Annotated in this window: 19 protein-coding genes; 9 read left to right on the top strand and 10 right to left on the bottom strand. The window is 61.9% G+C overall.

What is annotated here, in order from left to right:
* Nucleotides 1-1,073 precede the first annotated feature (1,073 nt).
* Entirely contained in the window at nucleotides 1,074-2,048 is a 975-nt protein-coding gene (locus OKW38_RS04870) for a ParB/RepB/Spo0J family partition protein (RefSeq protein ID WP_429360245.1), read from the bottom strand.
* Nucleotides 2,045-3,256, bottom strand: a complete 1,212-nt coding sequence (locus OKW38_RS04875) for a ParA family protein (RefSeq protein ID WP_184061762.1) — start codon at nucleotides 3,254-3,256, stop codon at nucleotides 2,045-2,047. Before OKW38_RS04875 ends, OKW38_RS04870 begins: the two co-directional genes overlap by 4 nt.
* A 1,042-nt stretch (nucleotides 3,257-4,298) precedes the next feature.
* Between OKW38_RS04875 and OKW38_RS04880 the strand changes: the two genes are divergently transcribed.
* Nucleotides 4,299-5,702 carry a replication initiation protein gene (locus OKW38_RS04880; RefSeq protein WP_429332841.1) on the top strand — a complete coding sequence of 468 codons (1,404 nt, stop codon included), beginning with the start codon at nucleotides 4,299-4,301 and terminating at the stop codon, nucleotides 5,700-5,702.
* 115 nt (nucleotides 5,703-5,817) lie between these two features.
* Here the strand turns inward: OKW38_RS04880 and OKW38_RS04885 are convergent, their stop codons facing one another.
* Together OKW38_RS04885 and OKW38_RS04890 are read right to left on the bottom strand one after the other, a co-directional pair.
* Nucleotides 5,818-7,314 carry a GntP family permease gene (locus tag OKW38_RS04885; RefSeq protein ID WP_090810670.1) on the bottom strand — a complete coding sequence of 499 codons (1,497 nt, stop codon included), beginning with the start codon at nucleotides 7,312-7,314 and terminating at the stop codon, nucleotides 5,818-5,820.
* A 2-nt stretch (nucleotides 7,315-7,316) separates the two neighbouring features.
* Nucleotides 7,317-8,360 (bottom strand): patatin-like phospholipase family protein, encoded by a 1,044-nt coding sequence (locus OKW38_RS04890; RefSeq protein WP_176078826.1) that lies wholly within the window; start codon nucleotides 8,358-8,360, stop codon nucleotides 7,317-7,319.
* A 521-nt stretch (nucleotides 8,361-8,881) separates the two neighbouring features.
* Between OKW38_RS04890 and OKW38_RS04895 the strand changes: the two genes are divergently transcribed.
* The 7 genes from OKW38_RS04895 (at nucleotide 8,882) to OKW38_RS04925 (ending at nucleotide 15,470) form a co-directional block, all read left to right on the top strand.
* Nucleotides 8,882-9,253 carry a GFA family protein gene (locus OKW38_RS04895; protein WP_090810665.1) on the top strand — a complete coding sequence of 124 codons (372 nt, stop codon included), beginning with the start codon at nucleotides 8,882-8,884 and terminating at the stop codon, nucleotides 9,251-9,253.
* On the top strand, nucleotides 9,250-9,372 hold the full coding sequence (locus tag OKW38_RS04900) for a hypothetical protein (RefSeq protein ID WP_429360247.1): 123 nt from the start codon (nucleotides 9,250-9,252) through the stop codon (nucleotides 9,370-9,372). The genes OKW38_RS04895 and OKW38_RS04900 overlap by 4 nt, the downstream gene beginning before the upstream one ends.
* A 7-nt stretch (nucleotides 9,373-9,379) precedes the next feature.
* Nucleotides 9,380-10,120 (top strand): response regulator, encoded by a 741-nt coding sequence (locus OKW38_RS04905; RefSeq protein WP_429332601.1) that lies wholly within the window; start codon nucleotides 9,380-9,382, stop codon nucleotides 10,118-10,120.
* A complete protein-coding gene (locus OKW38_RS04910; protein WP_090810663.1) occupies nucleotides 10,117-11,460 on the top strand; it encodes an ATP-binding protein in 1,344 nt (447 codons plus the stop codon). Before OKW38_RS04905 ends, OKW38_RS04910 begins: the two co-directional genes overlap by 4 nt.
* A gap of 527 nt (nucleotides 11,461-11,987) precedes the next feature.
* Nucleotides 11,988-13,409, top strand: coding sequence for a basic amino acid/polyamine antiporter (locus tag OKW38_RS04915; RefSeq protein WP_429360249.1), 1,422 nt, complete (start codon nucleotides 11,988-11,990; stop codon nucleotides 13,407-13,409).
* 125 nt (nucleotides 13,410-13,534) lie between these two features.
* Nucleotides 13,535-14,725 (top strand): arginine deiminase, encoded by a 1,191-nt coding sequence (locus OKW38_RS04920; RefSeq protein WP_429360697.1) that lies wholly within the window; start codon nucleotides 13,535-13,537, stop codon nucleotides 14,723-14,725.
* Nucleotides 14,726-15,134: 409 nt separating this feature from the next.
* On the top strand, nucleotides 15,135-15,470 hold the full coding sequence (locus OKW38_RS04925; RefSeq protein ID WP_184061758.1) for an RcnB family protein: 336 nt from the start codon (nucleotides 15,135-15,137) through the stop codon (nucleotides 15,468-15,470).
* A gap of 98 nt (nucleotides 15,471-15,568) precedes the next feature.
* Here OKW38_RS04925 and OKW38_RS04930 read toward each other — a convergent pair whose 3' ends face one another.
* The 4 genes from OKW38_RS04930 to OKW38_RS04945 all read right to left on the bottom strand — a co-directional run bounded on the left by OKW38_RS04930 (nucleotide 15,569) and on the right by OKW38_RS04945 (nucleotide 20,705).
* Nucleotides 15,569-16,825: an MFS transporter gene (locus OKW38_RS04930; protein ID WP_429360251.1), complete on the bottom strand. Its 1,257-nt coding sequence runs from the start codon at nucleotides 16,823-16,825 to the stop codon at nucleotides 15,569-15,571.
* Entirely contained in the window at nucleotides 16,822-17,385 is a 564-nt protein-coding gene (locus OKW38_RS04935) for a GAF domain-containing protein (RefSeq protein ID WP_184061757.1), read from the bottom strand. Before OKW38_RS04935 ends, OKW38_RS04930 begins: the two co-directional genes overlap by 4 nt.
* A 38-nt stretch (nucleotides 17,386-17,423) precedes the next feature.
* Complete coding sequence (locus tag OKW38_RS04940) at nucleotides 17,424-18,851, bottom strand: MFS transporter (protein ID WP_429332596.1); 1,428 nt, start codon at nucleotides 18,849-18,851, stop codon at nucleotides 17,424-17,426.
* A 69-nt stretch (nucleotides 18,852-18,920) separates the two neighbouring features.
* Nucleotides 18,921-20,705, bottom strand: coding sequence for a gamma-glutamyltransferase family protein (locus tag OKW38_RS04945; RefSeq protein ID WP_184023593.1), 1,785 nt, complete (start codon nucleotides 20,703-20,705; stop codon nucleotides 18,921-18,923).
* Nucleotides 20,706-20,925: 220 nt separating this feature from the next.
* Between OKW38_RS04945 and OKW38_RS04950 the strand changes: the two genes are divergently transcribed.
* Nucleotides 20,926-21,603 carry a FadR/GntR family transcriptional regulator gene (locus OKW38_RS04950; RefSeq protein ID WP_429360253.1) on the top strand — a complete coding sequence of 226 codons (678 nt, stop codon included), beginning with the start codon at nucleotides 20,926-20,928 and terminating at the stop codon, nucleotides 21,601-21,603.
* 40 nt (nucleotides 21,604-21,643) lie between these two features.
* Here OKW38_RS04950 and OKW38_RS04955 read toward each other — a convergent pair whose 3' ends face one another.
* Complete coding sequence (locus OKW38_RS04955) at nucleotides 21,644-22,969, bottom strand: type II toxin-antitoxin system HipA family toxin (RefSeq protein WP_429360255.1); 1,326 nt, start codon at nucleotides 22,967-22,969, stop codon at nucleotides 21,644-21,646.
* A 2-nt stretch (nucleotides 22,970-22,971) separates the two neighbouring features.
* Nucleotides 22,972-23,430, bottom strand: coding sequence for a helix-turn-helix transcriptional regulator (locus tag OKW38_RS04960; RefSeq protein WP_429360257.1), 459 nt, complete (start codon nucleotides 23,428-23,430; stop codon nucleotides 22,972-22,974).

Raw genomic sequence — 23,430 nt, forward strand, 5'->3', positions numbered from 1 at the left:
GCAGGCGTTCGCGATTGACTTTCTGGTCGTCGATCGAGACGCTGGATTAGCAACAGGATCTGATTTGAGGACAAGCTTGCGCCGTGGCGAACACCGTTTGCGAAACGGCGATGCATCGTTTGAGAGAACGCGCGATACATGATTCGGGGTCCCTTAGCGCGACGTTCCAGTAATAACTGGCTCCCGCCGGATCTTGACGCATGTCGTCTGTTCGCTGAGGCAAGCCCCATTCACAGCCCTTCCTTTGCGCGTTTGTTCGTGCCGCTTTCATTGCTAATCGTACGGAACAGCTTTTCCGGCAGAACGACTGCCGACTTTGCGGTCGATAAGCGGTGGCCTCAACGCTGCGCGCGTTCATTGCCTGAGGTACACCGGGAGAGTGAAGCATTCTTGCGGGACGTCGACGATCTTCGCCGACGTTTGCTGCGGCCGACAGCGCCATCATGAACACAGCTGTTCATGGACAACCATGTGCAATGCACGTCGCGCACTAAGGGCCGCGGCCTTTCTCATTGAGAAGATTGGAACCGACGATAGCGGAGTCGAGTCGTCTCGGGGAAACGCGTGATGCGGCGTTGGGTTGAGAATGACCGTGGATGGCCTGCCGGAATAGAGTTTCCGTTTATAGGACAGAGGGCAGGCGCTCCATCCCGTCCGTCATATGTCGCCCGTGCGATTTTGTATGTGCTCCGGGTAATGCGACCGTCAACGAAGCAGCCGAGCCCGGCTCAATGGATGCATCAGAAATCCCCAGTCATTGGCTGTCTCGCTCATGGCGAGCGGCTGACCCGCCGCAGGTGCCTGCGAGATCGCTGCGAACGCAATACTGCGTGAATCGCTCCACGGGTCGTGCAAGGCACGAAGGATGTGCGTTCGCGCGGACGCGGCACGCTTTCATCGGCATCGGGGGTGCGTCGTCAAGAGTGTCTAGAGTCTAGACACCGGATGGCGCAAAGGTAGGGCTGCGGAGTGAGTGTCTAGACTCTAGACACTCTTCGAGGTCGAGCGATTTGATTGACCCGAAAAAAAGCCCGCACTAAGCGGGCCTTTTAACACTACAACCGAACCACCGATTAGCTCGTCTTCGGCTGCGATTGGAACATCTGTCCGATCAACTGTCGTATCTGAACTTCTTGCGCCTCGGTGATCACTCCGGTCTTGATCTTGATCGTGAAGTTACTCACATCCTTTGTGATGCTCCCAGCGTGCTCTCGTCCCGCGAAAAATTTCTCGATGCTGCGTCCGCTGGTACCACCCGACGTCGTCTGCCGGGTCGCCAGGGCGGTGATTCCCGCCGCGACCTTGCCCTGATCCATTTCGCCTCTCACCAACAGAGGCCAAATTTCGCGAGCGGCTTTAACGCCATCCTCGCCATGCTTTTTGATAGCCGCTGCAATTGCTTGCGCCGCAGTCCCGCCCAATAGTCGCGGTTGAATATCGAGATCTTTCTTGATGAAGTCCGGCAGATTGTCGAACGACAAGAACTGATACAGACCTGCCCGCGACAATCCCATCGCTTCCGCCAGTCGCTTGCGATTCGGGAACTCTGTTTCCGATCGACGAATCGCCACGCCGATTTCATAGTCAGCAAGGTCGTCGCGGCTAATGTTTTCGACCATTGCGAGCACGGCCATATCCGAGTCGGAGCAATCCGCAACCACGGCCTTGATCGTCTCCAGCCCCAACATTTTGTGCGCACGCCAGCGTCGTTCGCCGGCGACGATCTGATAGTCGTCCGCGACACGACGGACCACGATCGGCTGCATCAGTCCAACTTCGCGGATCGACTCCGCGAGCTCGGCTAACTTTGCTTCGTTGAACACGCGACGCGGCTGCCAAGGGTTCGGCAAGATGCCTGCAACCGCCAGTTGCGATGCGACGCCAGTCGATTCCAGTTCCTGCACGCGAAGTTGCGCAACGGCCAGCGCGCCGGCAAGGCCGGGCGCCGTTTGCGTGCGGTTGCTGCGCTTCACCTCGTCCTCGTTGATCGACGAAGTTTTGCGAATGCCCGAGGTCTTGGCCAGCAACTGTTCTCGCATATTGCTCATTGCGCGTTCCTCCATTTTTCCGAATAGATCTCGTCGATCCAGCGACAGTAGTCGACGAGAGGTTGCCGCACGCGTTGCAACGACTTGGCCGCGCTGTGATTGCTGCTGATGTCGAAGACGGTCGAGAACGCCAACGCCCCGGTGCTCATCACCGAGCTCGCCGGTACCTCGATCGAATGCAGCCAGTTTTCGTACGCGCTTTGCGCCCACGCGCGCACGATCGGCGCCGACGAGTTCCGCCCATAATCGACCCGCGACAACACCAGCGACACGAAGTCGTACTTCTTGTCCGTCTCGAATTTGATAAAGCTTTTGGACACGTCCGAGAAAAGTCGCCAGAACGACAGCGAGCTGATGAAGTCCAGGTTTTCCGGCACCATCGGCATCACCATGGCATCCGCGGCCATCAGCGCGTTCAGATTGAGGTACGACAGCGACGGCGACGTATCCATGAGAATGTAGTCGTACTTCTTGCGCAGCGGCTCGAGCCCTTGACGAAGCACGGTCCAGAAGCGAAAACCCGGTCGCATCTTTTGCATCGCCGGCAGATGGAACTCTGCTCCAATCAGTTCCGTGTGCGCAGGAATCACGTCGATGCCATCCCAGTACGTCGACTGGACCCGCCCCTCGAGGCCACCTTCGCTGTCCTGGTCGTAGACGTACGGCAATACTGTGTCTTCAGGCGTCACGTCTTTTTCCGCGTACAGTCCACACAGCTCCGAAAGCGACGCCTGCGGGTCGAGATCAACCACCAACACTTTGCGTCCCCGCAGCGACAGCCCCTGGGCGAGGCACATCGTCGTCGTCGTCTTGGCGGAGCCACCTTTGAGCTGCGCGGTGATAATGATCTTCCCGTCTGGCTCCTTCAGGCGCGTGACCAGCGGAGTCTGGTAGATGTCGGAAATCTTTTGTACCCAGATCCGCGCCTCTTCCAGCGTGAAGGTCCGGGTGCGGCCCGTGCCTGCCGCCGTGCCCGAAGGCAGTTCTCCGTCGCCTTTTGTCGCGAGATACTGAACCTGCGAGTGTGAGACGTTGCACATCTCGGCAATCTCGCCGGTCTTGAAAACGGGAGCCGTTTTTCGAGGACGCGGAGCCAGAATCGTGTCACGCAGCTCATTAGTGAAAATGGTGACCTTTTCTGCGAACTCACTGATCTGCTCAAAGTGAACGGTTCGGTCTACGGCAGGAAGTTGGCTCGTTCTGACCATTCTGAGGTTTTTCCATAAAATTCCAGAAACCTCAGAATACATGAAATACTTGAAAATAGCTTTTTAAATTACTGTTTTTATGCGGATTTTCTGCAAATTTCTGTATTTCCAGACCGTTTTCGGTTGCGGAATCGCCGTGGAAACTAAACGAGCCTCGAAACACTGCGTCCTCGAAGGCACAAATGACCTCACCTTTCTTCGCAATCTGGGTAGCGGAGTCGGCACTCCTGCTCGAGACTTAGGCACTGGGTGAGGTCATTTGTGCACTTTCTCATTTCCTGAAAGACCGGTCCGGCGATCTTTTGCACAATCGACCTCACCATTGTTAGATTTTCGCCACCTCCCTGCGAGAGCTCCCCGCACTTAGAACGCAAATGCACAATCAACCTCACCCACAGAAGCGGCGATACACGGGCGCCAGGCCGTCAGCCAGAGGTTCAGCTCATCACTAGGGGTTGCCAATCACAGTCGCAGCACAACCAACCTCACCTTGGCAACAGCTCTTCCGACCCCGCTCAACGTTTCGCACAATCAACCTCACCATGCTGCATCGCGCAATCTTCAGCCGCATTTGTGTGTGCCGGGTTGGTAGGTTTTTTTAAAACCGAGAACAAACCCACAAACTAACGCAACCAAGCACTATTCAATCCGTTCAAGCACTTAGGTTCCAAAAGGTGAGGTGCGTTGTGTCGAAGGTGAGGTTCGCTGTGCTCAGAGGTGCGGTTGGTTGTGCAGCAAGGTGAGACTGATTCCCCACCAAGGTGCGGTTCGATGTGTTTGCCACTGCGTCAAATCGCGAAGGTGAGGTGGGTTGTGCAGCTACTGGGAACGAGGTTGAAAGGGCCGTCGCATAAGGCCTCGCCGCGGGAACGCCCGCCCGCAAGGTGAGGTTCTTTGTGAACATGGTGAGGTTCTGTGTGCCCAAACGCGGAAGGGACGCCGAAACGGCCTCCGCCGCGGTCGTTTGATGGTGAGGTTCTGTGTGTTGACAGCTCACCACCGCATGCTTACAGTCCCGGGAGCGAAAAAGTGGATGAAGAACATGGCCGCGGACAATCCGGAAGAGGGCAGGTCGAAAGCGACGTCACGCCAGATGGCGCTCGCGCTGTTCGAAGACATGTTCGATCAGGGATTGCGCATCAACGAGGCCAATCGCGAGATCGGTTATCAGCGCAACGATTTCTTCACCGAAATCGTCAATATGGGGCTGCCGGCGCGGCGCTTTCTCGATGCCGCGTACTTCATCGTCGCACAGGAGCCCGAGCAGCGCGATCAGTACGACGTCGAACTCAACTACTTCAAGTGGCTGATGCGTTACGACAGCCGCAACCTGAAGCACTTGCGCACGATCGCCGACGAAGCTCAGAACGCGAAAGTCCGCGTGACGAATACGCCCGCGGACCGCGATCCCAACGAAAACGATCTGTGGGTGCAGGTTCAGTTGATCGGCATGGTCGGCTTTCATCGCGGACGTATGCGTTTCGACGTCCATCCGCGGCTCGTGCCGCATATCCGCGATCCGCAGAAATCGCATTGGCTGAGCTTGCGCATTTCCACCGCGTTCACGCGCAGTCTCGCGCGCGCGATCTACGACAAAGTTTTGCCCAACGTGCCCGCGGGACGCACCGACTGGATCCAGCTCGAGGAAATGCGCAACTGGCCCGGCAAAATGGGCGCGAATGCCGCCATCTTCAAATACTTCAAGCGCGATTGGCTCGAGCCGGCGGTGCGCGAGATCAACGAAGTGTCGGACGTCGAGATGTCCTATGAGACGCGGACTGCATCCACGACGTCGAAGAAAATCGACCGCATCCGCTTCCTGCTCAAGCGCAAGGACACAGCCGACGCGGTACTCGCGAGCCTCGCCGACGCGAGCCATCTGTACAAGATTCTCACCGACGAATTCGGGCTCTCGACCAAGCAGTTCAGCGAGATTTCGGAGAACCGCGAACTCTGGACCGACGAACGCATCCAGCAGGCCGTCGAATACACGCGCTTCAGGGTCAAGCGCGGCCAGGTCAAGAAGAGCCCCGCGGGCTACCTGATGCGCGCGCTACGCGACAACTGGAAGATCTCCGACGCCGAGCGCACGATGGTCGACGTACAGGCCAAACTGCTCGCCGACGAAACGCAGGAACAGGCGGTCAAGACCGAAACGAGAAAGACCGTGGCGCACAGCATCGCGACGCGCGAAGAAGAAGTGCGCGCGCGCATGAACGAGGATTCGCGCAAGGGCCGCGACCATTTCAACGCCGCCGATGCGAAGACGCGCAAGGAACTGATGCATGCGTGGACGGCGTCGCGCGAAGGCAAGCTGATGCTGCGTCGGATGAAGCTCGAACCGTCGACGGTCACCGAAGATGCAATTTTCGCGAATACCGAGCTGGTCTGGTATCTGGGGCAGTTCGTATTCGGCCGGATGAATGCGGCGCGCGCGGCGGCGTGAAGTGAGCCGGAAATCGGCTGCAAAGCAGCCCAAACTGAGCCGACCGGCAAATAGAAAGGGGTCTTGCACTGACGGATAGCAACGTCAGTGCAAGACCCTTTGCTACTTCAGACGCTCAGAACGACCCGAACAGCGAGCCCAGCACGATCACCACCACCAGCGCGAGTAACGCGCCGAGAATCCCGACTATCACGATGTCGCGATAGCTTTCGCGGTGGTTCGACCCACACACGGCAAGCAGCGTCACGACCGCGCCGTTATGCGGCAGGCTGTCGAGTGTGCCTGAGGAAATCACGGCGACCCGATGCAGCAGCGCCGGGTCGATGCCGTATTGCGCAGCCAGTTGCAGATAGGTGCTGCCGAGCGCGTCGAGCGCAATGGTGAGACCGCCCGAGGCCGAACCGGTCAGCGCCGCGAGCAGATTGGTGGCGACCGCGAGCGATACGAGCGGACCACCGCCGATACCCAGCACCCATTCGCGCACGAGCGCGAACGCTGGCAGCGCGGCGATCACCGCGCCATAGCCGACCAGACTGCCGACGCTCAGCACCGGCAGCACCGATGCATTCGCGCCCGCATCGATCGTCTCGCGCAGCGCTGGCAGGCGATGCCGATTGAGCAGCACGAGCACGACGATCGCGACGGTGAGCGCCACGCACACGCCCCACACACCGCCGACCGCCGCAAGCGACGTCTCGCCCCAACGGACCTCGGCCAGATAGTCGGCGTCGATGCGCGGCAGCACGATCACGTTCATCACGAAGTTCGTCAGCACGACGAGCACGAGCGGCGTGAGCGCGACGCCGAACGAGGGCAGACTCTCGCTGACATGCCCGCGCTTCGCTTCCTCCGGATCGAAACTCTGCGATACGCTTGCGCGCTCGCGCACGAGGTTGTCGCTGGCCGGCGCCCCGGTGGATTTCACCGCCGCCTCGAGTCCGTCGAATCCTTCATTGGCCGCCTTCGCGCGCGATTGCTGCAAGGACAACCACCAGAGCCCGAACACCACCATCACGATACTCGCGATGATGCCAAGCCCAGGCGCCGCAAACGGCGTCGTACCAAAGAACGGCATCGGGATCGCGTTCTGGATAGCCGGTGTGCCGGGCAGCGCGGACATCGTGAACGTCGACGTGCCGAGCGCGATCGCGGCCGGCATCAGACGGCGCGGAATATTGGCGGCCTGGAAGAGGGCGGTGGCCATCGGCGCGAGCACGAAGAACGCCACGAAGAGGCTGACGCCGCCATAGGTGACGAGTGCGCCACCGATCACGACCGCGAGAATCGCCCGATGCGCGCCAAGCTTCTCCGTCATGTAACTGGCGATCGCCTTCACGGAGCCGCTGTCTTCCATCAGCTTGCCGAACAGCGCGCCGAGCAGGAACAACGGAAAGAACTGCGCGAGAAAGCGCGCGGCGCTGAGCATGAAGGTCTGGGTCCAATGCGCGAGAATCGGTTCGCCCGAAATCGCGGCGGCCAGCATCGCGGCGAACGGCGCGAGCAGCAGCACGGTCCAGCCGCGGTACGCGAAGCCGATCAGCAGCGCGAGACTCGCGAGCATGCCGAAAAGCCCTAGACCGATCGCGAGCGGTGACAGGGTGATGACTTCCATGGTCAGACTCCGTCGAGCAACGCGTCGAGATCCAGCGAGGAGCGCACGCCGATCGAATCGCCGTGCTCGGCGAGGAACGCGTCGGCGGCACGCCGGCCTTCGTCGCGCAGCATCGTCAGAAAGCTCCACTCGGCGTTCAGCTTCGACGAGTAGCCGAGTTCGGTCATCAGCTCGCTCGCGATCCGATGGATGCGCATCGCCGCCCAATGGCGGCCTTCGTCGCTGCCGGGGTCCGCCGCGCGGCGCAGCAGCGCGATCATGCGCAGCTCTTTCAGCAGTGGCGCGTTGAAGGCAACTTCGTTCAGGCGACTGATGATGTCGCGCGCGGTGCGCGGAGTTTCGTCCCGCACGACGGGATTGACCTGGATCAGCAGCGTGTCGCTCGACGTGCATTCGCGTACCAGCGGCGTCATGGTCGGATTACCGGCATAGCCGCCGTCCCAGTAGTCTTCACCGTCGATCTGCACGGCCTGGAACAGCGTGGGCAGGCAGCCGGAGGCGAGCAGCACGTCAGGCGTCAGGTCGGCATTGCGAAACACACGCGCCTGGCCCGTGCGCACGCGCGTCGCGGTGATGAACAGCTTGATCGGCGCGTCGCGCAGATGCGCGAAATCTATCGAGTCCTGCAGAATCTTCGCCAGCGGATGTACGCCGCGCGGGTTCAGGTCGTAGGGAGAAAACACGCGCGCCGCGAGGTCCATCGCGATGAAGAGCGGCGAGTAGTCGAGCGTCCAGCGGCCCATCAACACGTCGAACGGGGTTCGGCGAAACGGGCTGTACACCGATGCTTCGAACACTCGCCGCCAGAAGGCTTCGAGCGCGGCGCGCGCGCCGGCCGCGCCGTCTGCCTGATAGCCGCTCACCAGCACCGCGGCGTTCATCGCGCCAGCCGACGTACCCGATATTCCTTCGATCCGCAGCCACGACTCTTCGAGCAAACGGTCGAGGACGCCCCATGTAAAAGCACCGTGCGATCCGCCGCCTTGCAATGCGAGGTCGATAAGGGCGGGTTCGCGGTGGGTGGGTTGGTTTTTTGTTGCAGCCAAGACGACTCCGGTAGTGAGGAGTGCTCCATTTCGCGAGCTGACGCCGCATGCACGGCGGACGAATGAACTGCTGGCCAATGCTGTGAACTACCGAATGAGGTGAGGCGTGTTTCAAAGGCGAAACATCGCACTGCACCATTGGTATTGGAAGTGGCCGGTGACTAAAAGTCAAGCGTATTCAACTTGATTCACAGAGCTTGCGGGCAACCGGCTCGTGGCCGTCATCGCCCGCTTGCTGGTCACGCGCGATTGTGCCTGGCAATGCCGGCCATTCAAGCGGAATATAGAAAAGCCGATTGGTCACGCCGAGGTCAAAAACAGCGTGTAAGGAGGCCGGCCGGCGCGCCCCGTCGTGCCGCTTAAATGCTAACTCGCGTGTATATCTTCGCTGTTTCGCCTTGCGCTAATCGCCGCGGCGTATTGCAATGTAATGTATCGTCTCGGCCGCCGGATACATTACGACATAATTCGACTGATGAACCGGGCTATAAAGCAGGCATCGTCAAATCACGGAGAGCATCATGAACGCCGGGTTGCTGCAAGGGTCCTGCCACTGCGGGGCCGTCAAGTTCGAAGTTCGCACCGAAATCGTTCCGGCTGGTCGTTGCAACTGCAGCCTGTGCCGCCGCAAGGGCGCGCTGATGACGCCGCTCTTTCCCGCCAGTCAGTTGAAGATTCTGAGTGGCGAGGATTCGCTGACGCTATACCAGTTCAACACGAAGGTCGCGAAACACTACTTCTGCAAGCATTGCGGCATCTATCCTTTTCATCAGACGCGCAAGGATCCGCAGCAATGGCGCGTCAATATTGGCTGCCTCGACGGGGTCGATCCTTACGCGCTCGAAGCCGGCGTGGCCGATGGCGCGAGTCTTTCCGTGCTGGAGGACGCATGAAACGCCTGTTTGCCATCGCTGTGTTCGTCGCGGGCGGCTTCGCGGCCGAACTCGCGCATCCGTTGCAGTGTTCATTGATCCAGTCGAGCGGCGCGCAACTCAAACGCCGCAGCAGATAATCCGTCGATGGAAACCTCCGACCACGTACTGATCGTCGATGACGATCGCGGTATCCGTGAACTGCTCGCGGGATACCTCGAGAAAAACGGCGTGCGTGTCTCGCTCGCGGCCAATGGCCGCCAGATGCGCGCCGCGCTCGAGAACGGCGCGCCCGACCTGATCGTGCTCGACCTGATGCTGCCCGGCGAAGACGGCCTCCTGCTGTGCCGTGAGTTGCGCGCGGGCAAGTTCCGCACGGTGCCGATCCTGATGCTGACGGCGCGCAGCGAGGAAGCGGACCGGATCGTCGGCCTCGAAATGGGCGCCGACGATTACCTGACCAAACCGTTCGCCGCACGCGAGTTGCTCGCGCGAATCCGTTCGGTGCTGCGCCGCGCGCGCATGCTGCCGCCCGGCATGGAGGTGACGGAGTCGGCGCCGATGCTGTGCTTCGGCGACTGGCGGCTCGACACGACCGCGCGCCATCTGCTCGACGCGGACGGAACCGAGGTGGCGTTGAGCGGCGCGGAGTACCGTCTGTTGCGTGTGTTTCTCGATCATCCGCAGCGCGTGCTCACGCGCGATCAGTTGCTGAACCTCACCCAGGGACGCCAGGCCGATCCGTTCGACCGCTCGATCGATCTGATGGTGAGCCGCCTGCGTCAACGCCTGCGGGACGGCGCGCGCGAGCCGCGCTACATCAAGACGCTGCGCAGCGAGGGCTATGTGTTTTCAGCGGCCGTGACCGCGATCGGAGATCCGCAATGAGCGCATCTCCATCACCGTCGTTGCTGCGCTGGCCGCATTGGCCGCGCACGCTGTTCGCGCGGCTCGCGGTGATTTTGTTCGTCGGGCTCGCGCTTGCGCAGGCGCTGTCGTTCTGGCTCACGATGACCGAGCGCGACCAGACGATGACCAACATCATGATGGGCTACATCGAGCGCGAGGTGGCGAGCTCGGTCGCGCTGCTCGATCATCTGCCGCCCGACGAGCGCGCCCAGTGGCTGCCGCGGCTCGCGCGGCGCAGCTATGAGTTCGTGCTCGGCCCGGGCGTGCCAGGCACCCCGGTCGACGCGAGCCTGTCGGCGCGCGTCGCGCAGTCGATCGGCGATGGCATCGGCACGCGTTATCCGTTGACCGTCAACGCAGTGCCGGGCGATCGCGAGCGTCTGCAGGTGCACCTGAAACTGAGCGACGGCACGCCGCTCACCATCGACCTGCGGCCAATGCCCGGCGCCCCGTTGTCGCGCTGGCTGCCGCTCGTGCTGACGCTGCAGCTGCTCGTGCTCGCGGCCTGCTGCTGGCTGGCGGTACGGCTCGCGACGCGCCCGCTCAATCAGCTCGCAGTCGCGGCCGACACGCTCGGCCCCGACCTGAAGGCCGCGCGTCTGCGCGAAGCCGGTCCGTCCGAAGTGGCGCGCGCCGCGCGCGCGTTCAACGCGATGCAGGACCGGATCGCCACGTACATGACCGAGCGCATGCAGATTCTCGCGGCGATTTCGCATGATTTGCAGACGCCGATCACGCGCATGCGTCTGCGTGTCGACACGATGGACAACGACAGCGAGGCCGCAAAGCTGCGCCAGGATCTGCAGGAAATGGAGGCGCTGGTCAAGGAAGGGGTCACCTATGCGCGCACGATGCATGGCACGACCGAGGTGCCGCGCCGCATCGATCCCGATGCACTGTTCGACAGCCTGGTGTGCGATTACGTCGACGCGGGTCAGCAAGTGTCACTGCAGGGCCACTTCGGCCAGTCGCTGACGATGCGTCCGCAGGCGTTGAAGCGAATCGTTGGCAATCTGGTCGATAACGCGCTGAGGTACGGCGGCGCCGCGCAAATCGATATCGGGGCGTTGCACGATGGCGAGGCTACCGTGTCGGTGCTCGATCGCGGTCCCGGCATTCCGGTCGAGTCGCTGGAGACGGTGTTCGAGCCGTTCGTGCGGCTCGAAGGGTCGCGCAATCGTCAAACGGGCGGCACGGGGCTGGGGCTCGCGATCGCGCGGCAACTCGCGCTCGCGATGGATGCGACGCTCACGCTGCACAACCGCGTCGGCGGCGGTCTCGAAGCGCGGCTGACGTTGAGGAAGTTGCGCGAGTCATAGTTGGACCTCTTGCGGCGCGGACACGCAGACGATTCCGTCAGAAAAATTCACAAAGCCCGCCATTATGAAATCGTCATTGGGTTTGGACTCTTAATGACCCCCGCGCGCCATTTCGAGCCGTGGTTCTGGTGCTTCTCAGTAGTTCTGAACGATCACCGGTTCAGCTCGCTTCAGCGATTCCCCATCATTTGAGAAAACCGCGGCGGTGATGCGGCAGGTCGCATCATTGTTAAATCATCGATATTCAAAGCGACTTATCGATGCGAGCGATTCAGATGCGTGGTGAATGGTTAATTCGCAAATTCAACCAGATTCGGCAACGCAGCATCGATGGATTCGATCGCATAGCGAGCCACAGTCCGTTACCTTGTCTTCGATAAATTGACAAACGCCAATGGACAGACCATTCTTTTCGTGTGGTGGTTGCAGAGTAGCGCGGCTGATCAACAGCAAGATTGGCCGAGAGACACGTTTCGTTCGAATCTGATTAAAGATCCTTGTTAAAAAGGTAACTAAAAGGAATCCGAATGGCGTCCACTCCACAAAAGATGTCAAAAATGCAACTCACCGGGATGGTGGTGGGCGGCATGGTCGGAGCCGGGATCTTTTCCCTGCCGCGCACTTTTGCCAACGCCACCGGTCCGGTGGGCGCCGTGATTGCCTGGCTGATTGCGGGCACGGGCATGTATATGCTGGCCCGTGTATTTCAGGCGCTGGCGGAACGAAAACCCGAACTGGACGCCGGCGTGTTTGCGTATGCGAAAGCGGGCTTTGGCGACTATCCGGGCTTTCTCTCCGCATTTGGCTATTGGATCGGTAGCTGTATCGGCAACGTTTCTTACTGGGTGCTGATCAAGTCGACACTCGGCGCGTTTTTTCCCGTGTTCGGCGACGGCAATACGGTCGTTGCGATCGTCGTTGCATCGATCGGCATCTGGCTATTTCATTTCATGATCCTGCAGGGCGTGCAGCAGGCGGCCTTCATCAACAGTATCGTCACGATCGCCAAGATCATTCCGATTCTGGTGTTCATCGTGATCCTGATCTTCGGCTTCCGGTTGGACCTGTTCCAGGCCAACCTCTACGGCGGAGGACTCGAAGGCAATATCCTCGAGCAGGTGCGGGCCACGATGCTGGTCACGGTGTTCGTGTTCATCGGTATCGAAGGGGCGAGCGTTTATTCCCGTTATGCGAAGAAGCGCTCCGATGTCGGCCAGTCGACGATTCTCGGCTTCGTCGTCGTGACCTCGCTGATGGTGCTCGTGACGATGCTGCCTTACGCAGTGCTTCAGCGCGCCGACATCGCGGCCATGCGGCAGCCGTCGATGGCGGCGGTGCTCGAAGCGGTGGTCGGTCATTGGGGCGCGGTTTTCGTCAGCATAGGTTTGCTGATTTCGGTACTGGGCGCTTATCTCGCCTGGTCGCTGATCTGCGCCGAAGTGTTGTTCACGGCGGCAAAGACCGAAGACATGCCCGCCGTATTCGCGAGGGAAAACGCCAACAAGGTACCTGCCAATGCATTGTGGCTGACCAACATCGTGGTGCAGCTGCTCGTCATCAGCACCTACTTCTCGCGCGATGCGTTCGCGCTGATGCTGAATCTGACGAGCGCGATGTCGTTGATTCCGTACCTCTTCGTCGCGGCGTTCGGCTGCATGAACGCGAATCGCGGCGACGGTTACGACGTGCGCGCCGACGAGCGCCGGCGTGACTTCATCATGGCCGCAATCGCCTCGATCTATACGGTCTTCATGATCTGGGCGGGTGGCCTGAAATTCATTCTGCTTTCCGCCGTGCTGTATGCGCCAGGAACGGCGCTTTATATCTGGGCTCGGCGCGAGCAGAACAAGAATGTCTTCATCGTTTCCGACTGGATCATTTTTATCGTTGCGATCATTGGCGCGATCATCGGCATCTATGGCCTCGTAACCGGAAGGATCGCGATTTAGCTTTAATGAAATCCGATTGAACAGAGCGGGCCAACATTGGCATTCAGGAGATCATCATGGCGAACACGGACGCGAAAGCGGGTGAATTGGGTGTCTACTCTGAAGTCGGGCAGCTGCGCAAAGTGATGGTCTGCGCACCGGGGCTCGCGCATCAGCGTCTTACCCCGAGCAATTGCGATGAACTGCTGTTCGACGACGTACTGTGGGTCGAGAACGCGAAGCGCGACCACTTCGACTTCGTCACGAAGCTGCGCGACCGCGGCGTCGAAGTGGTGGAGATGCACAATCTGCTCGCCGAAACGGTCGCGGTGCCCGAAGGCAAGAAGTGGATTCTCGACAACCAGGTGGTGCCGAATCAGGTCGGCCTCGGCTTTATCGATGAATTGAGAAGCTATCTGGAAGGGCTCGACAATCGCAAGCTGGCCGAAACGCTGATTGGCGGGCTATCCACTCACGACTTCCCGGAAGCGCATGGCGGCAAGGCGCTGGAGGTCGCGAAAGAAGCGGCGGGCGGCACCGAATATCTGCTGCCGCCGCTGCCGAACACGCTGTACACGCGCGACACGACGTGCTGGATCTATGGCGGCGTCACGCTGAATGCGCTGTACTGGCCGGCCCGCCACGAGGAGACGATCCTGACTACGGCGATCTACAAGTTCCACCCCGATTTCGCGGGCAAGGTCAACGTGTGGTGGGGCGACCCGACTCAGGACCACGGTCTCGCCACGCTGGAAGGCGGCGATGTGATGCCGATCGGCAAGGGCGTCGTGCTGATCGGCATGAGCGAGCGCACCTCGCGGCAGGCCATCAGTCAACTGGCTGCAATGCTGTTCAAGAAGGGCGCGGCCGAGCGCGTGATCGTCGCGGCGATGCCGAAGATTCGCGCGGCAATGCACCTCGATACCGTGTTCACGTTCGCCGATCGCGATTGCGTACTGGTCGCCCCGGACTTCATGGCGAAGACGCGCACCTATTCGTATCGGCCGAGCAGCCATCCGAGCGGCGTCGAGTTGCACGCCGAAAACAAGCCGTTCACCGACGTCGTCGCCGAGGCGCTCGGGCTGAAGCATCTGCGCGTGGTCGAGGCGGGCGGCAGCGACTATCAACGCGAGCGCACGCAGTGGGATAGCGGTGCGAACCTCGTGTGCGCGGCCCCGGGCGTCGTCTATGCATACGACCGCAACACGTACACGAACACGCTGTTGCGCAAGCAGGGCATCGAGGTGATTACGATCGTCGGTGCGGAGCTGGGCCGTGGACGTGGCGGCGGTCACTGCATGACCTGCCCGATCATCCGCGATGCGGTCGACTATTGATCAGTCAAGCGAATCAATCTGGCCGGTGACTGGCAAAGTGTCGCCCGCTCGCTGAAGTGGCGAGCGGGCGACAGCGCCGCGCGCGCGTCCGCCGCCGCCAGGAACGGCGCGATCCGTCCAGACGATCGACGCGACGAATCGAATCGCCCCGCTAATCGCCGGGTTGACGCACGCGGTAGTGGTGGGCAGGTCCGGCTTGAAGTCGAACTTCCTTTTACTATACTTTTTAACGACTTCGCGCCTGAATTATCGAATTTGATATCTCGCGATTTGCAAGGATTACATTCGATAGACCAGCGATCGCTGCAATGAAGTTCGAGTTAATGAATCTGCGAGTAGCTGGACGATCACTTTTCACGTCAATCGCGTGAATGCTCGGAGCTTTCATCCACCGCACGGAGGTTCGAATATGAATAATCGCTTTGTTGCGCAACTCGTCGCCTTGTCGTTTGCCGGTATGTCCGCGCTCGCGATTGCGGCTGGGCCCATGAAGGACCAGGGCGGCGGCCAGATGGCCGGTACGGGCCGTCAGCAGGTGATGCCGACGATTCCGCACCGTGACTGGCATAAAGGTCAACGTGTGCCGGCCGAATACCGTAACTACAACTTCATGATGGACGACTGGCGCGGACATGGCCTCAATGCGCCGCCGCGCGGGCACAAATGGCTGGGTGTCAATGGCGACTATGTGCTCGTAACGACGAACAACTGGACCATTTCAGACATTGTCGCCGGAACGCAGTAATGCTTCCTCGTGGTGCCCGGGCTATCCGGCGACCAGTTTTAGCGCCGGAACCTGGGCCATTCATCGACACGACATGATTTCGTCATTTTCGCGTCGATTTAATGCTGCGTGTCGTATAGCCGGTCGGGAACGAACAATGCAGTCACGCCGCTCAAAAAGAACACCGCGCCGACCACGAGAAAGCCAAGTCCGATCGAGAACTGCGTCGCGATAAAACCGATGACGATCGGCGCCGCCCCCGAACAGAAGCGCCCGAGATTATACGAGCCGCCCACCGCGGTGCCGCGCACCGACGTCGCAAAACTCTCCGACATGAATGTGCCGATCGTGCCGAGTGGCACGCCGTACAGAAAGCCGAAGACAAGCATCAGCGTGGAAATGTTGTCGTGGGTGTGCCAGAAAATGATCACGGGCAGAAAGACCGCCGCACCGATACAGCCGAGCACGTACACGCCGCGCCGGCTCCAGCGGTCACCGAGCCAGCCCGCGAAGATCTTGCCGATGAAGGCGACCACGTATGTGCCGATCATATAGCCGGTCAGCGAGCTGAACTTGATGTGCAATTCCTTCTCGAGATACGTCGGCAGCCAGTTGTTCAGGCCGTAAAAGCCGGACAGCACGAAGGTCGACGCGAAGGTCCACAGGATGAACATCGTGCGCGCCTGGCGGTCGCGGAAAATCTGCGCGTAGCGATTGTCGACGAGCCGCGTTTTGCTCGCACGGTCGGCAGCCCGGCTCGCGAGCCATGCCGCCGGTTCGGGCACCGCGAACTTGATCACGAATGCGAGCAGCACCGGCACGGCAGACACGTAGTACAGCGTGCGCCAGCCGTACTGCGGTAGGATCCAGTTGCTGAGTGCGATCACGACGATATAGCCGGCCGAAATGCCGGTTTGCAGCATGCCGAGTACCAGCGAGCGCCGTTCGGTCGGCACATATTCGGCTACGAGCGTGGTGACCAGCACCATGCAGCCAATGCCGAGCGAACTGATAAAGCGCACCGCCGCGAATTCGACGAAGCTGTGCGTGAACCCGAGCATCCCCGCGCCGAGCGAGAACAGCGCGAGCGCCCATGCGATGACCCGCACGCGGCCGAGACGATCGCTCGCCCAGCCGCCGACAATGCCGCCGATCGCCATGCCGAGCAAGGTCAGACTGCCGAGCGCGCCCGCTTCGACATTGGTCAGCCCGAAGTCGTCCTTGATGCGCGACAGGGTGAGGCCGTACATCATCACGTCGGCGCCATCGGCGATCAGCGCGAGGTAGGCGAGCACGAAGACCAGCACCCAGCGGCCTTGCGAGACGGCGGAATGGGTCACCGCTCGATAGTTTTGCAGGTCGGATGGTGTTTTCATGAACGGGCGGCGCAAGCGGGGGATGCCGTATTCTGCTTGAGCAGAGCGGGGACGAGGAAGGCGCCGATCAGGAGGCCTATGCTTTCATGACGGCTGGTGTACCAGCCTTCCTTGTGGGTCAGGTTCATCGTACCGATGCACACGCCATCATAGGCGATCGGAATGTTGAGGATCGAGCCGAGACCGATACCCGTCATCACCGCATGATCGTCGAAGGCCTCGCGAATGCCTTGCGACGTGGCGGCACGAAACGGCTTCAGATCCTGAAGTATCTGTCGCGCCCACTCGGTGCCTTGCTTCTTCTTGCGGCCGCCCAGTGGATAGATGTCCGGCAGGTTCGTGTAGACCCGTTCGACCTCGTGACGCCGCGCATCGTAGGACATGATCGTGAACAGGCTTAGGCCTATCGCCTTTGCCGCCACCGCGTGAACCGCGCGGAACAGCTCGAGCGGTTGGTTCTTCAGGCGCATCGCCAGCGCGAGACGCTCGAGGTCTGCGATATCCAGCATCTGCGTATCGTACGGTGCGGGTTCGGTCAGGTTGCCTTGCATCATTTGCATCGCGTTTGCATCGGAAAGTGTGAAAAGTCGCAGTGCGTTTAGCCGTGCATGCGGGTGGAGTTCAACTGGGCTCGCGCGTCGCGAGCCGGTTCGAGTTCGCTCGCCTCGATATCTTCGAGCGAGCGGTTGCGCGTTTCGATGCCGAAGAAGAACACCACGCATGCGCCGATCACCAGCACCGTCGTGGTCATCGCGAATACACCGAGGAAACCGGACAGCGGATAAACGAGGCCGACGAGGATCGGTGCGCTGACCGAGCCGATGCGGCCGAACGATGACGACGAGCCCGTGCCCGTCGTGCGTACCGCGGTGGGAAACACTTCCGGCGTGTAAGCGTAGACGCCGGCGAATGCGCCGTTCATGAAGAACGACAGCGCGATGCCCGCGGTCATGATCTGTATGCCGGTGTGAGAAAACGCGAGCGTGATCGCGGCGATGCCGCCGAACAGCATGTAGGAAGCGACCACCGCCTTGCGGCCGATCTTTTCGTTGAGCCACGCCGCCGAGAAGTAACCGGGAATCTGCGCGCCATAGATTGCAATCGAATAGCCGAAGCTCTTCGTCATCGTCAGCCCTTCCTTGACGAGCAGGCTCGGGATCCACGCGAAGAACGAGTAGTACGCGAACGCGACCGAGAACCACATCAGCCAGCTGACCGCGGTCGTGCGCGCGAGTCGCGGCGACCACAGCGTGAGCACGTTGCGCCACGCGTTGCCGCGCGCCGGCGTCGAGGCCGGCGTGGGCAGCGCGTGAAGCGCGTGGTTCGCAGTCACGGGCGCAAGCGCAATGCCGCGCTCGACGAACGCCGCTTCGATGCGGCCGACGATGCCGTTCGCTTCGGCCGCGCGGCCCTGGCTTTCGAGCCAGCGCGGCGATTCCGGCAGCGTCCGGCGCCACCACAGCAGCATCACGACGGGCAGCGACGTGATCACGGCCAGATAGCGCCAGCCGTCGACGAAGTTGCGCACCACCGCGAAGCCGAGAATCGACGAGGTCAGATAGCCGAACGACATGAAGCCGACCAGCGCGCCGCAGAAAATGCCGCGATAGCGGCGCGGCACGAACTCGGCGAGAAACGGCGCGATCACGACCGTCTCCGCGCCCGAACCGAAGCCCGCGACGACGCGCAGCGCGAAGAACGTGTGCCAGTCGTGCGCGGTCGCGCTCGCGAGAGACGCGACGCAATAGATGGCGAGCGCGCTCATCATGATGCGGCGCCGGCCGATCACGTCGGCGAGCACACCCGACAGGAACGCGCCGAAAAAGTAGCCGATATAGGTGCTGCTCGCGACGAGCCCGGTCTCAGCGCTCGTCAATTGCCACAGCTTGCTGACGACCGGCAGCAGGAACGCGAGCGACGACGAATCGAGCCCGTCGAACATGTACCCGAGCCCGCCGATCAGCAGCAGTCTGCGGTGAAAGCTCGACAGGGGAAGTCTTTCAAGACGGGCGGCGACGGCGGACACGGCAACTTCTCCTGAAGGAAATGGCGCGGCGAGGCCGCGCGTTCTGCGCTGATGGCTGCTTCGGGCCGCTTATCGGCCGATTGCGTAGGCCTGCATCTGACGCGGTGTAGCGGCGCCTCGCATCAAACCGTTGCGGATCGCGACCGCGCAGACCCGGCCGAGCGCCCACGGTTCCGCGACGGTGAGGTCGTGGCCCCGCGCGTGCAGTTCGGCGAGCGTGCTGTCCGGAAAGCGCGACTCGGCCGACATCTTGCCGAGCTGCATCGCGCGCGGATAGAACGAGCCGGGGAAGTGCGCGGTCTGGAACGAGGGCGCATCGGCGGCGGCCTGGAAGTTCATGCCGCCATGCACGTGCTTGAGGAACAGCTGCAGCGACCACTGATCCTGCTGGTCGCCACCCGGCGTGCCGAAGGCCGCGTACGGTTTGCCGTCGCGCGTGACGAGCGTCGGCGACAGCGTGGTGCGCGGCCGGCGGCCCGGGCCGAGTGACGAAGGCAGGCCTTCTTCCATCCAGAACATCTGCGCGCGCGTGGTGACGTTGAAGCCAAGGCCCGGCACCGCCGGCGACGCCTGCAGCCAGCCGCCCGACGGCGTAGCCGACACCATGTTGCCCCAGCGGTCGACCACGTCGAGATGCACGGTATCGCCGCGCAATTCGGGCAGCGGCGCGAAGGTCGGCTCACCCTGGCCAAAGCCGCCGGCCTGCTCGCGCCCGGCGTTCGCGACGATGCGCGCGGCGCGTTGCTCGCTGTCGCCGAGCAGCCCGGGGCGGAATTCGAACGACGCGCGGCGCGGATCGATGAGGCGGCGCCGCTCGTCGTTGTACGCGTCGCTGAGCAGCACGTCCATCGGCACATGCGAAAACGCCGGGTCGCCGTAGAACACTTCGCGATCGGCGAATGCGAGCTTCGAGCACTCGATCACCGTGTGCACGAAATCGGGCCCGAGGGGGTCCATCGCGCCGAGATCGAAACCCTTCAGCAGCGCGAGCTGTTGCAGGAACATCGGGCCCTGGCCCCACGGGCCGGTTTTGTGCACGCGCATGCCCGCGTAGTCGTAAGACACCGGGTCTTCGTAGGTTGGCTCCCAGCGCGCGAGATCGCCCGCATCGAGCAGACCGCTATTGCGCAGGCCCGAGGTGTCGAGCACGGCGGTCGAACGGAAGTACTGGTCGATTGCGTCGGCGACGAAGCCGCGATAGAAGACATCACGCGCGCGTTCGCACTGCTCGGCGCGATCGCTGCGCGTATTCGCCTCGCGCAGGATGCGCTTGTAGGTTTCGGCGATCGCGGGATTCGCGAACAACTGGTTCGGCATCGGCGCTTCGCCGTTGCGCAGCCATTGCTCGGCCGAGGTCGTCCATTCGGTGCGGAAGAAGTCCTGAATCGCGAGAATCGACGATGCCATGCGTGGCAGCACCGGATAGCCGTTTTCCGCGTAGCCGATCGCATAGCTCAGCACTTCTTCGAGCGGCAACTGGCCATAGTCGCGCAGCAGCGCCATCCACGCGCCGAATGCGCCCGGCACGACCGCGGGCAGCAGGCCCGTGCCCGGCACCACGTCGAGCCCCATCTTGCGCATCCGCTCGATCGTCATGCGCGCGGGCGTCACGCCTTGTCCGCACAGCACGCGCACGCGTTCTTCGCGCGCGCTGTAGAACACCACCGGCAGCTCGCCACCCGGACCGTTCAGATGCGGCTCGACGATCTGCAGGACGAAGCCGGCCGCGGCGGCGGCGTCGAACGCATTGCCGCCTTTTTCGAGGACCGCCATCGCCGATGCGCTCGCGAGCCAGTGCGTCGAGGCCACCATGCCGAAGGTGCCGATCAGTTCTGGACGGGTTGTAAACGACATGCGCGACTCCTTGGCGACGACGGTCCGAATGGAAGAACCAATATAGAGTGGTTCAACTGCAGAAAATGAAAGCGTAAAACTAACGAAGCCGGGTTGCACCCGGCGTTAACCATCAACATGCGACCCAGTATAGCGAATCAAAAATCACCGGGTGCTGCTATGTCATGCCGCCGCGATTCTGGTATCGTTGGGACCAATACAAATTGGTTCAGTGGATAACATGGACAAACCGGTACTGGATGCGCTGCTCGACTACATCGCCGATCATCAGTTGAAGGACGGCGACGCGCTGCCGCCCGAACGAAAGCTCGCCGAGGAACTGGACGTGAGCCGCCGCGACCTGCGCGCGGCGCTCGCTTCGCTCGAGGCGTCGGGGCGCGTGTGGCGCGGCGTCGGCCGCGGCACCTATCTGGGCGCGCGGCCGCTGAAGTTTGCGCCGACGCTGCGCGGCTTGCGCGCCGGCACCAGTCCCGCGGATATCGCCGAAATGCGGCTGCTGTTCGAGCCGGCGCTGGCCGCGCTGGCCGCGACGAAAGCGAGTGGCGACGACCTGCAGGAACTGGAGAAATGCGCACGCAAAAATGCCGCCGCGAAAAACGACGACGAGTGGCAGCAATGGGATCATCGCTTTCATTCGCTGATCGGACATGCCACGCGTAATCCCGCGTTGATTGCGTTGATGGAGGTGATCAACGGTATGCGGGTGAAGCCGGAGGTGCGCGAGAAAACGTCCGCGCAGGAGACGCGGCAGTTTTTCGCGCAACAGCATCAGGCGATCGTCAATGCGCTGAAAGCGCGCGATGCGGATGCGGCCGCGCAATGCATGCGCGAGCATCTGCTGAGCGTGCAGTGGCGTGCGTCGGCGAAGACCGATGGTGCGGCGGCGCGGCGTGCGTGAGGCTGCCGTGGTGCCGCGCGTCGATCAGGATGGCGGCGCTTTACTGCGCAAGCTTCCGGTTCAGCCGGCGCATGCCGTCGAAGACCGCATCGGCCACGTCCAGCGGAAAGTCGGCGGGCAGTTGCGACGAGACTGTGTCGATCACCGTCTCCGTTTGCGCGGTCAACTGATCGATCAGCGTATCGACGTCCGCGGCGGAAAAACCGACGCGCTGTCCTTCGGCCACCCAATGCCGGCGCTGGATCTGATTGAGCAGGTAGTGGACGTTCTTGCCGCGAACCGCCATCGCCAGCTTCACTTTTTGCGCCGCGAGGCGCCCCGCGCCGCTGCCGATGATCGGATGTGCGGACAGCACGTCATAAAGCGGCGTGGATTCGTAGCGATTGCCGGGCAGATGCGCAATGCTGAAGTTCTTCGCGTGGCCATCGGTCGCGGCGAGCAGCCAGAAAACCAGCTGCGTCGCGAAGAAGTTGCGCCGGTCCGTCGTCGCGCGTGTGGACCGCGCGAGTATCTCCATGATCGCCTCGATGCCCGGACCGCCGTCGGACTCGTACTTGTGCAGCGCCGACGTGCCAGTGGCCTGGCACATGTCCTCTTGCGGCAGACGCACGATCCACGTGGCGTCGCTCGACAAACGGCGATCGAAGCGCTCGACGATCAATACCTTCTGCTCATCGAATCGCGCGATTTCGCAACGCGCGACGGGGAGCCCGTAGGCCGCGACGATCTGCGAGCACAGCCATTCGTTTTCCACCGACGTGCGCATATCGGCGCGCATGTTGCCGACGAGCCCAAGCGGCAGCTTGAAGATGTGCGTGGTCGGCGTGCTGCCTTCGGGCAGCAGCCAGCGATTGCGATGACGGAGCAGCGCGGTTTTTTCCTGCGCGCCGGCGATCGACAGACGCAGGTCTTCGAGCGGATCGTGCTGCCCGAGCGGCGCCGCCGTCGTCGTGCCGCGTAGCAACGCCGCGATCTCGCTGTCGCTGAGTTCGCGACCGTGGATGCTCGTCAGATCGCTCGGCTCTTCGTCCGGCGACAGCAGTTGCAATGCGCCGACGCAGTCGCGTCCGAGCGCGGTGAGCAACGCAAACGGCGCGGCGCTGCCGGTCCGGTAGCGCGCGGCGATGCGGCGCCGGATCGGTTCGCTGTCGGGCAGCAGGTTGTCGAAATAGTCGGCGACGATCTGGCCGCGATACGCCTGATTGCCCGGTGTGAACGGCAGCGACAGCGATAGCGGACGTCCTTGCGGATCGTCGATCCATTCGTCGGCATAGCTCAGACGTTCGCCGCTGCGTGTCGTTTCCCAGGCGCCGACCCGCAGGCCGTTCATCCACAGATTCAGACGGTTCGGTGTGCTGCGCGCCATGCTTACCAGTCCTCCCGTTTCTTGCTGGTGCTGGCCGCTTTGGTTGCCTTGGCGGGTTTGACCGCTTTGGGCTTTTGCGCCGACGGTCCCGGTTTGAGCGGCACGCGCGTGGCGAGTTTAGCGTTGCCTTTTGCGTCGACCGGCGCTCCGGCGGCCGGCGCTCCGGCGACCGGCGTTCCGCTCCCGGCGCGGCGGGAGCGGTTCGGCGCCGGCGCGCCGTCTTCCACGGCCACGCTTTGCGTCGATCCGCTCTGCGCGAGCTTCAGATCGACCTGCAAGACCCGCAACACCCTGAAGAGCCGTTCGACGCTGACGGTCGCCGGATTCGCTTCGAGTTGCGCGTAGGTCTGTTGCGTGACCCCGAGATGCGCGGCCATCGCGGCCTGAGTGAGGCCGGCGGCCTTCCTGAAGCCCTGCAGGATCGGTCTGAGCTGGCTCAGTGTCTTGATGGCGTAGTCCAC

This window comes from Paraburkholderia sp. MM5496-R1, from assembly GCF_050436205.1.
GTDB classification, from domain to species: Bacteria; Pseudomonadota; Gammaproteobacteria; order Burkholderiales; family Burkholderiaceae; genus Paraburkholderia; species Paraburkholderia tuberum.

What these genes read in the sequence shown, in the direction of transcription:
- OKW38_RS04905 (WP_429332601.1), top strand. Translation starts at nt 9,380, where the DNA reads ATGGAAACCTCCGACCACGTACTGATCGTCGATGACGATCGCGGTATC.
- OKW38_RS04945 (WP_184023593.1), bottom strand. Translation starts at nt 20,705, where the DNA reads ATGTCGTTTACAACCCGTCCAGAACTGATCGGCACCTTCGGCATGGTG.
- OKW38_RS04950 (WP_429360253.1), top strand. Translation starts at nt 20,926, where the DNA reads ATGGACAAACCGGTACTGGATGCGCTGCTCGACTACATCGCCGATCAT.
- OKW38_RS04925 (WP_184061758.1), top strand. Translation starts at nt 15,135, where the DNA reads ATGAATAATCGCTTTGTTGCGCAACTCGTCGCCTTGTCGTTTGCCGGT.
- OKW38_RS04895 (WP_090810665.1), top strand. Translation starts at nt 8,882, where the DNA reads ATGAACGCCGGGTTGCTGCAAGGGTCCTGCCACTGCGGGGCCGTCAAG.
- OKW38_RS04955 (WP_429360255.1), bottom strand. Translation starts at nt 22,969, where the DNA reads ATGGCGCGCAGCACACCGAACCGTCTGAATCTGTGGATGAACGGCCTG.
- OKW38_RS04930 (WP_429360251.1), bottom strand. Translation starts at nt 16,825, where the DNA reads ATGAAAACACCATCCGACCTGCAAAACTATCGAGCGGTGACCCATTCC.
- OKW38_RS04885 (WP_090810670.1), bottom strand. Translation starts at nt 7,314, where the DNA reads ATGGAAGTCATCACCCTGTCACCGCTCGCGATCGGTCTAGGGCTTTTC.
- OKW38_RS04870 (WP_429360245.1), bottom strand. Translation starts at nt 2,048, where the DNA reads ATGAGCAATATGCGAGAACAGTTGCTGGCCAAGACCTCGGGCATTCGC.
- OKW38_RS04910 (WP_090810663.1), top strand. Translation starts at nt 10,117, where the DNA reads ATGAGCGCATCTCCATCACCGTCGTTGCTGCGCTGGCCGCATTGGCCG.
- OKW38_RS04920 (WP_429360697.1), top strand. Translation starts at nt 13,535, where the DNA reads ATGGTCTGCGCACCGGGGCTCGCGCATCAGCGTCTTACCCCGAGCAAT.
- OKW38_RS04875 (WP_184061762.1), bottom strand. Translation starts at nt 3,256, where the DNA reads ATGGTCAGAACGAGCCAACTTCCTGCCGTAGACCGAACCGTTCACTTT.
- OKW38_RS04900 (WP_429360247.1), top strand. Translation starts at nt 9,250, where the DNA reads ATGAAACGCCTGTTTGCCATCGCTGTGTTCGTCGCGGGCGGCTTCGCG.
- OKW38_RS04935 (WP_184061757.1), bottom strand. Translation starts at nt 17,385, where the DNA reads ATGCAAATGATGCAAGGCAACCTGACCGAACCCGCACCGTACGATACG.
- OKW38_RS04880 (WP_429332841.1), top strand. Translation starts at nt 4,299, where the DNA reads ATGGCCGCGGACAATCCGGAAGAGGGCAGGTCGAAAGCGACGTCACGC.
- OKW38_RS04915 (WP_429360249.1), top strand. Translation starts at nt 11,988, where the DNA reads ATGGCGTCCACTCCACAAAAGATGTCAAAAATGCAACTCACCGGGATG.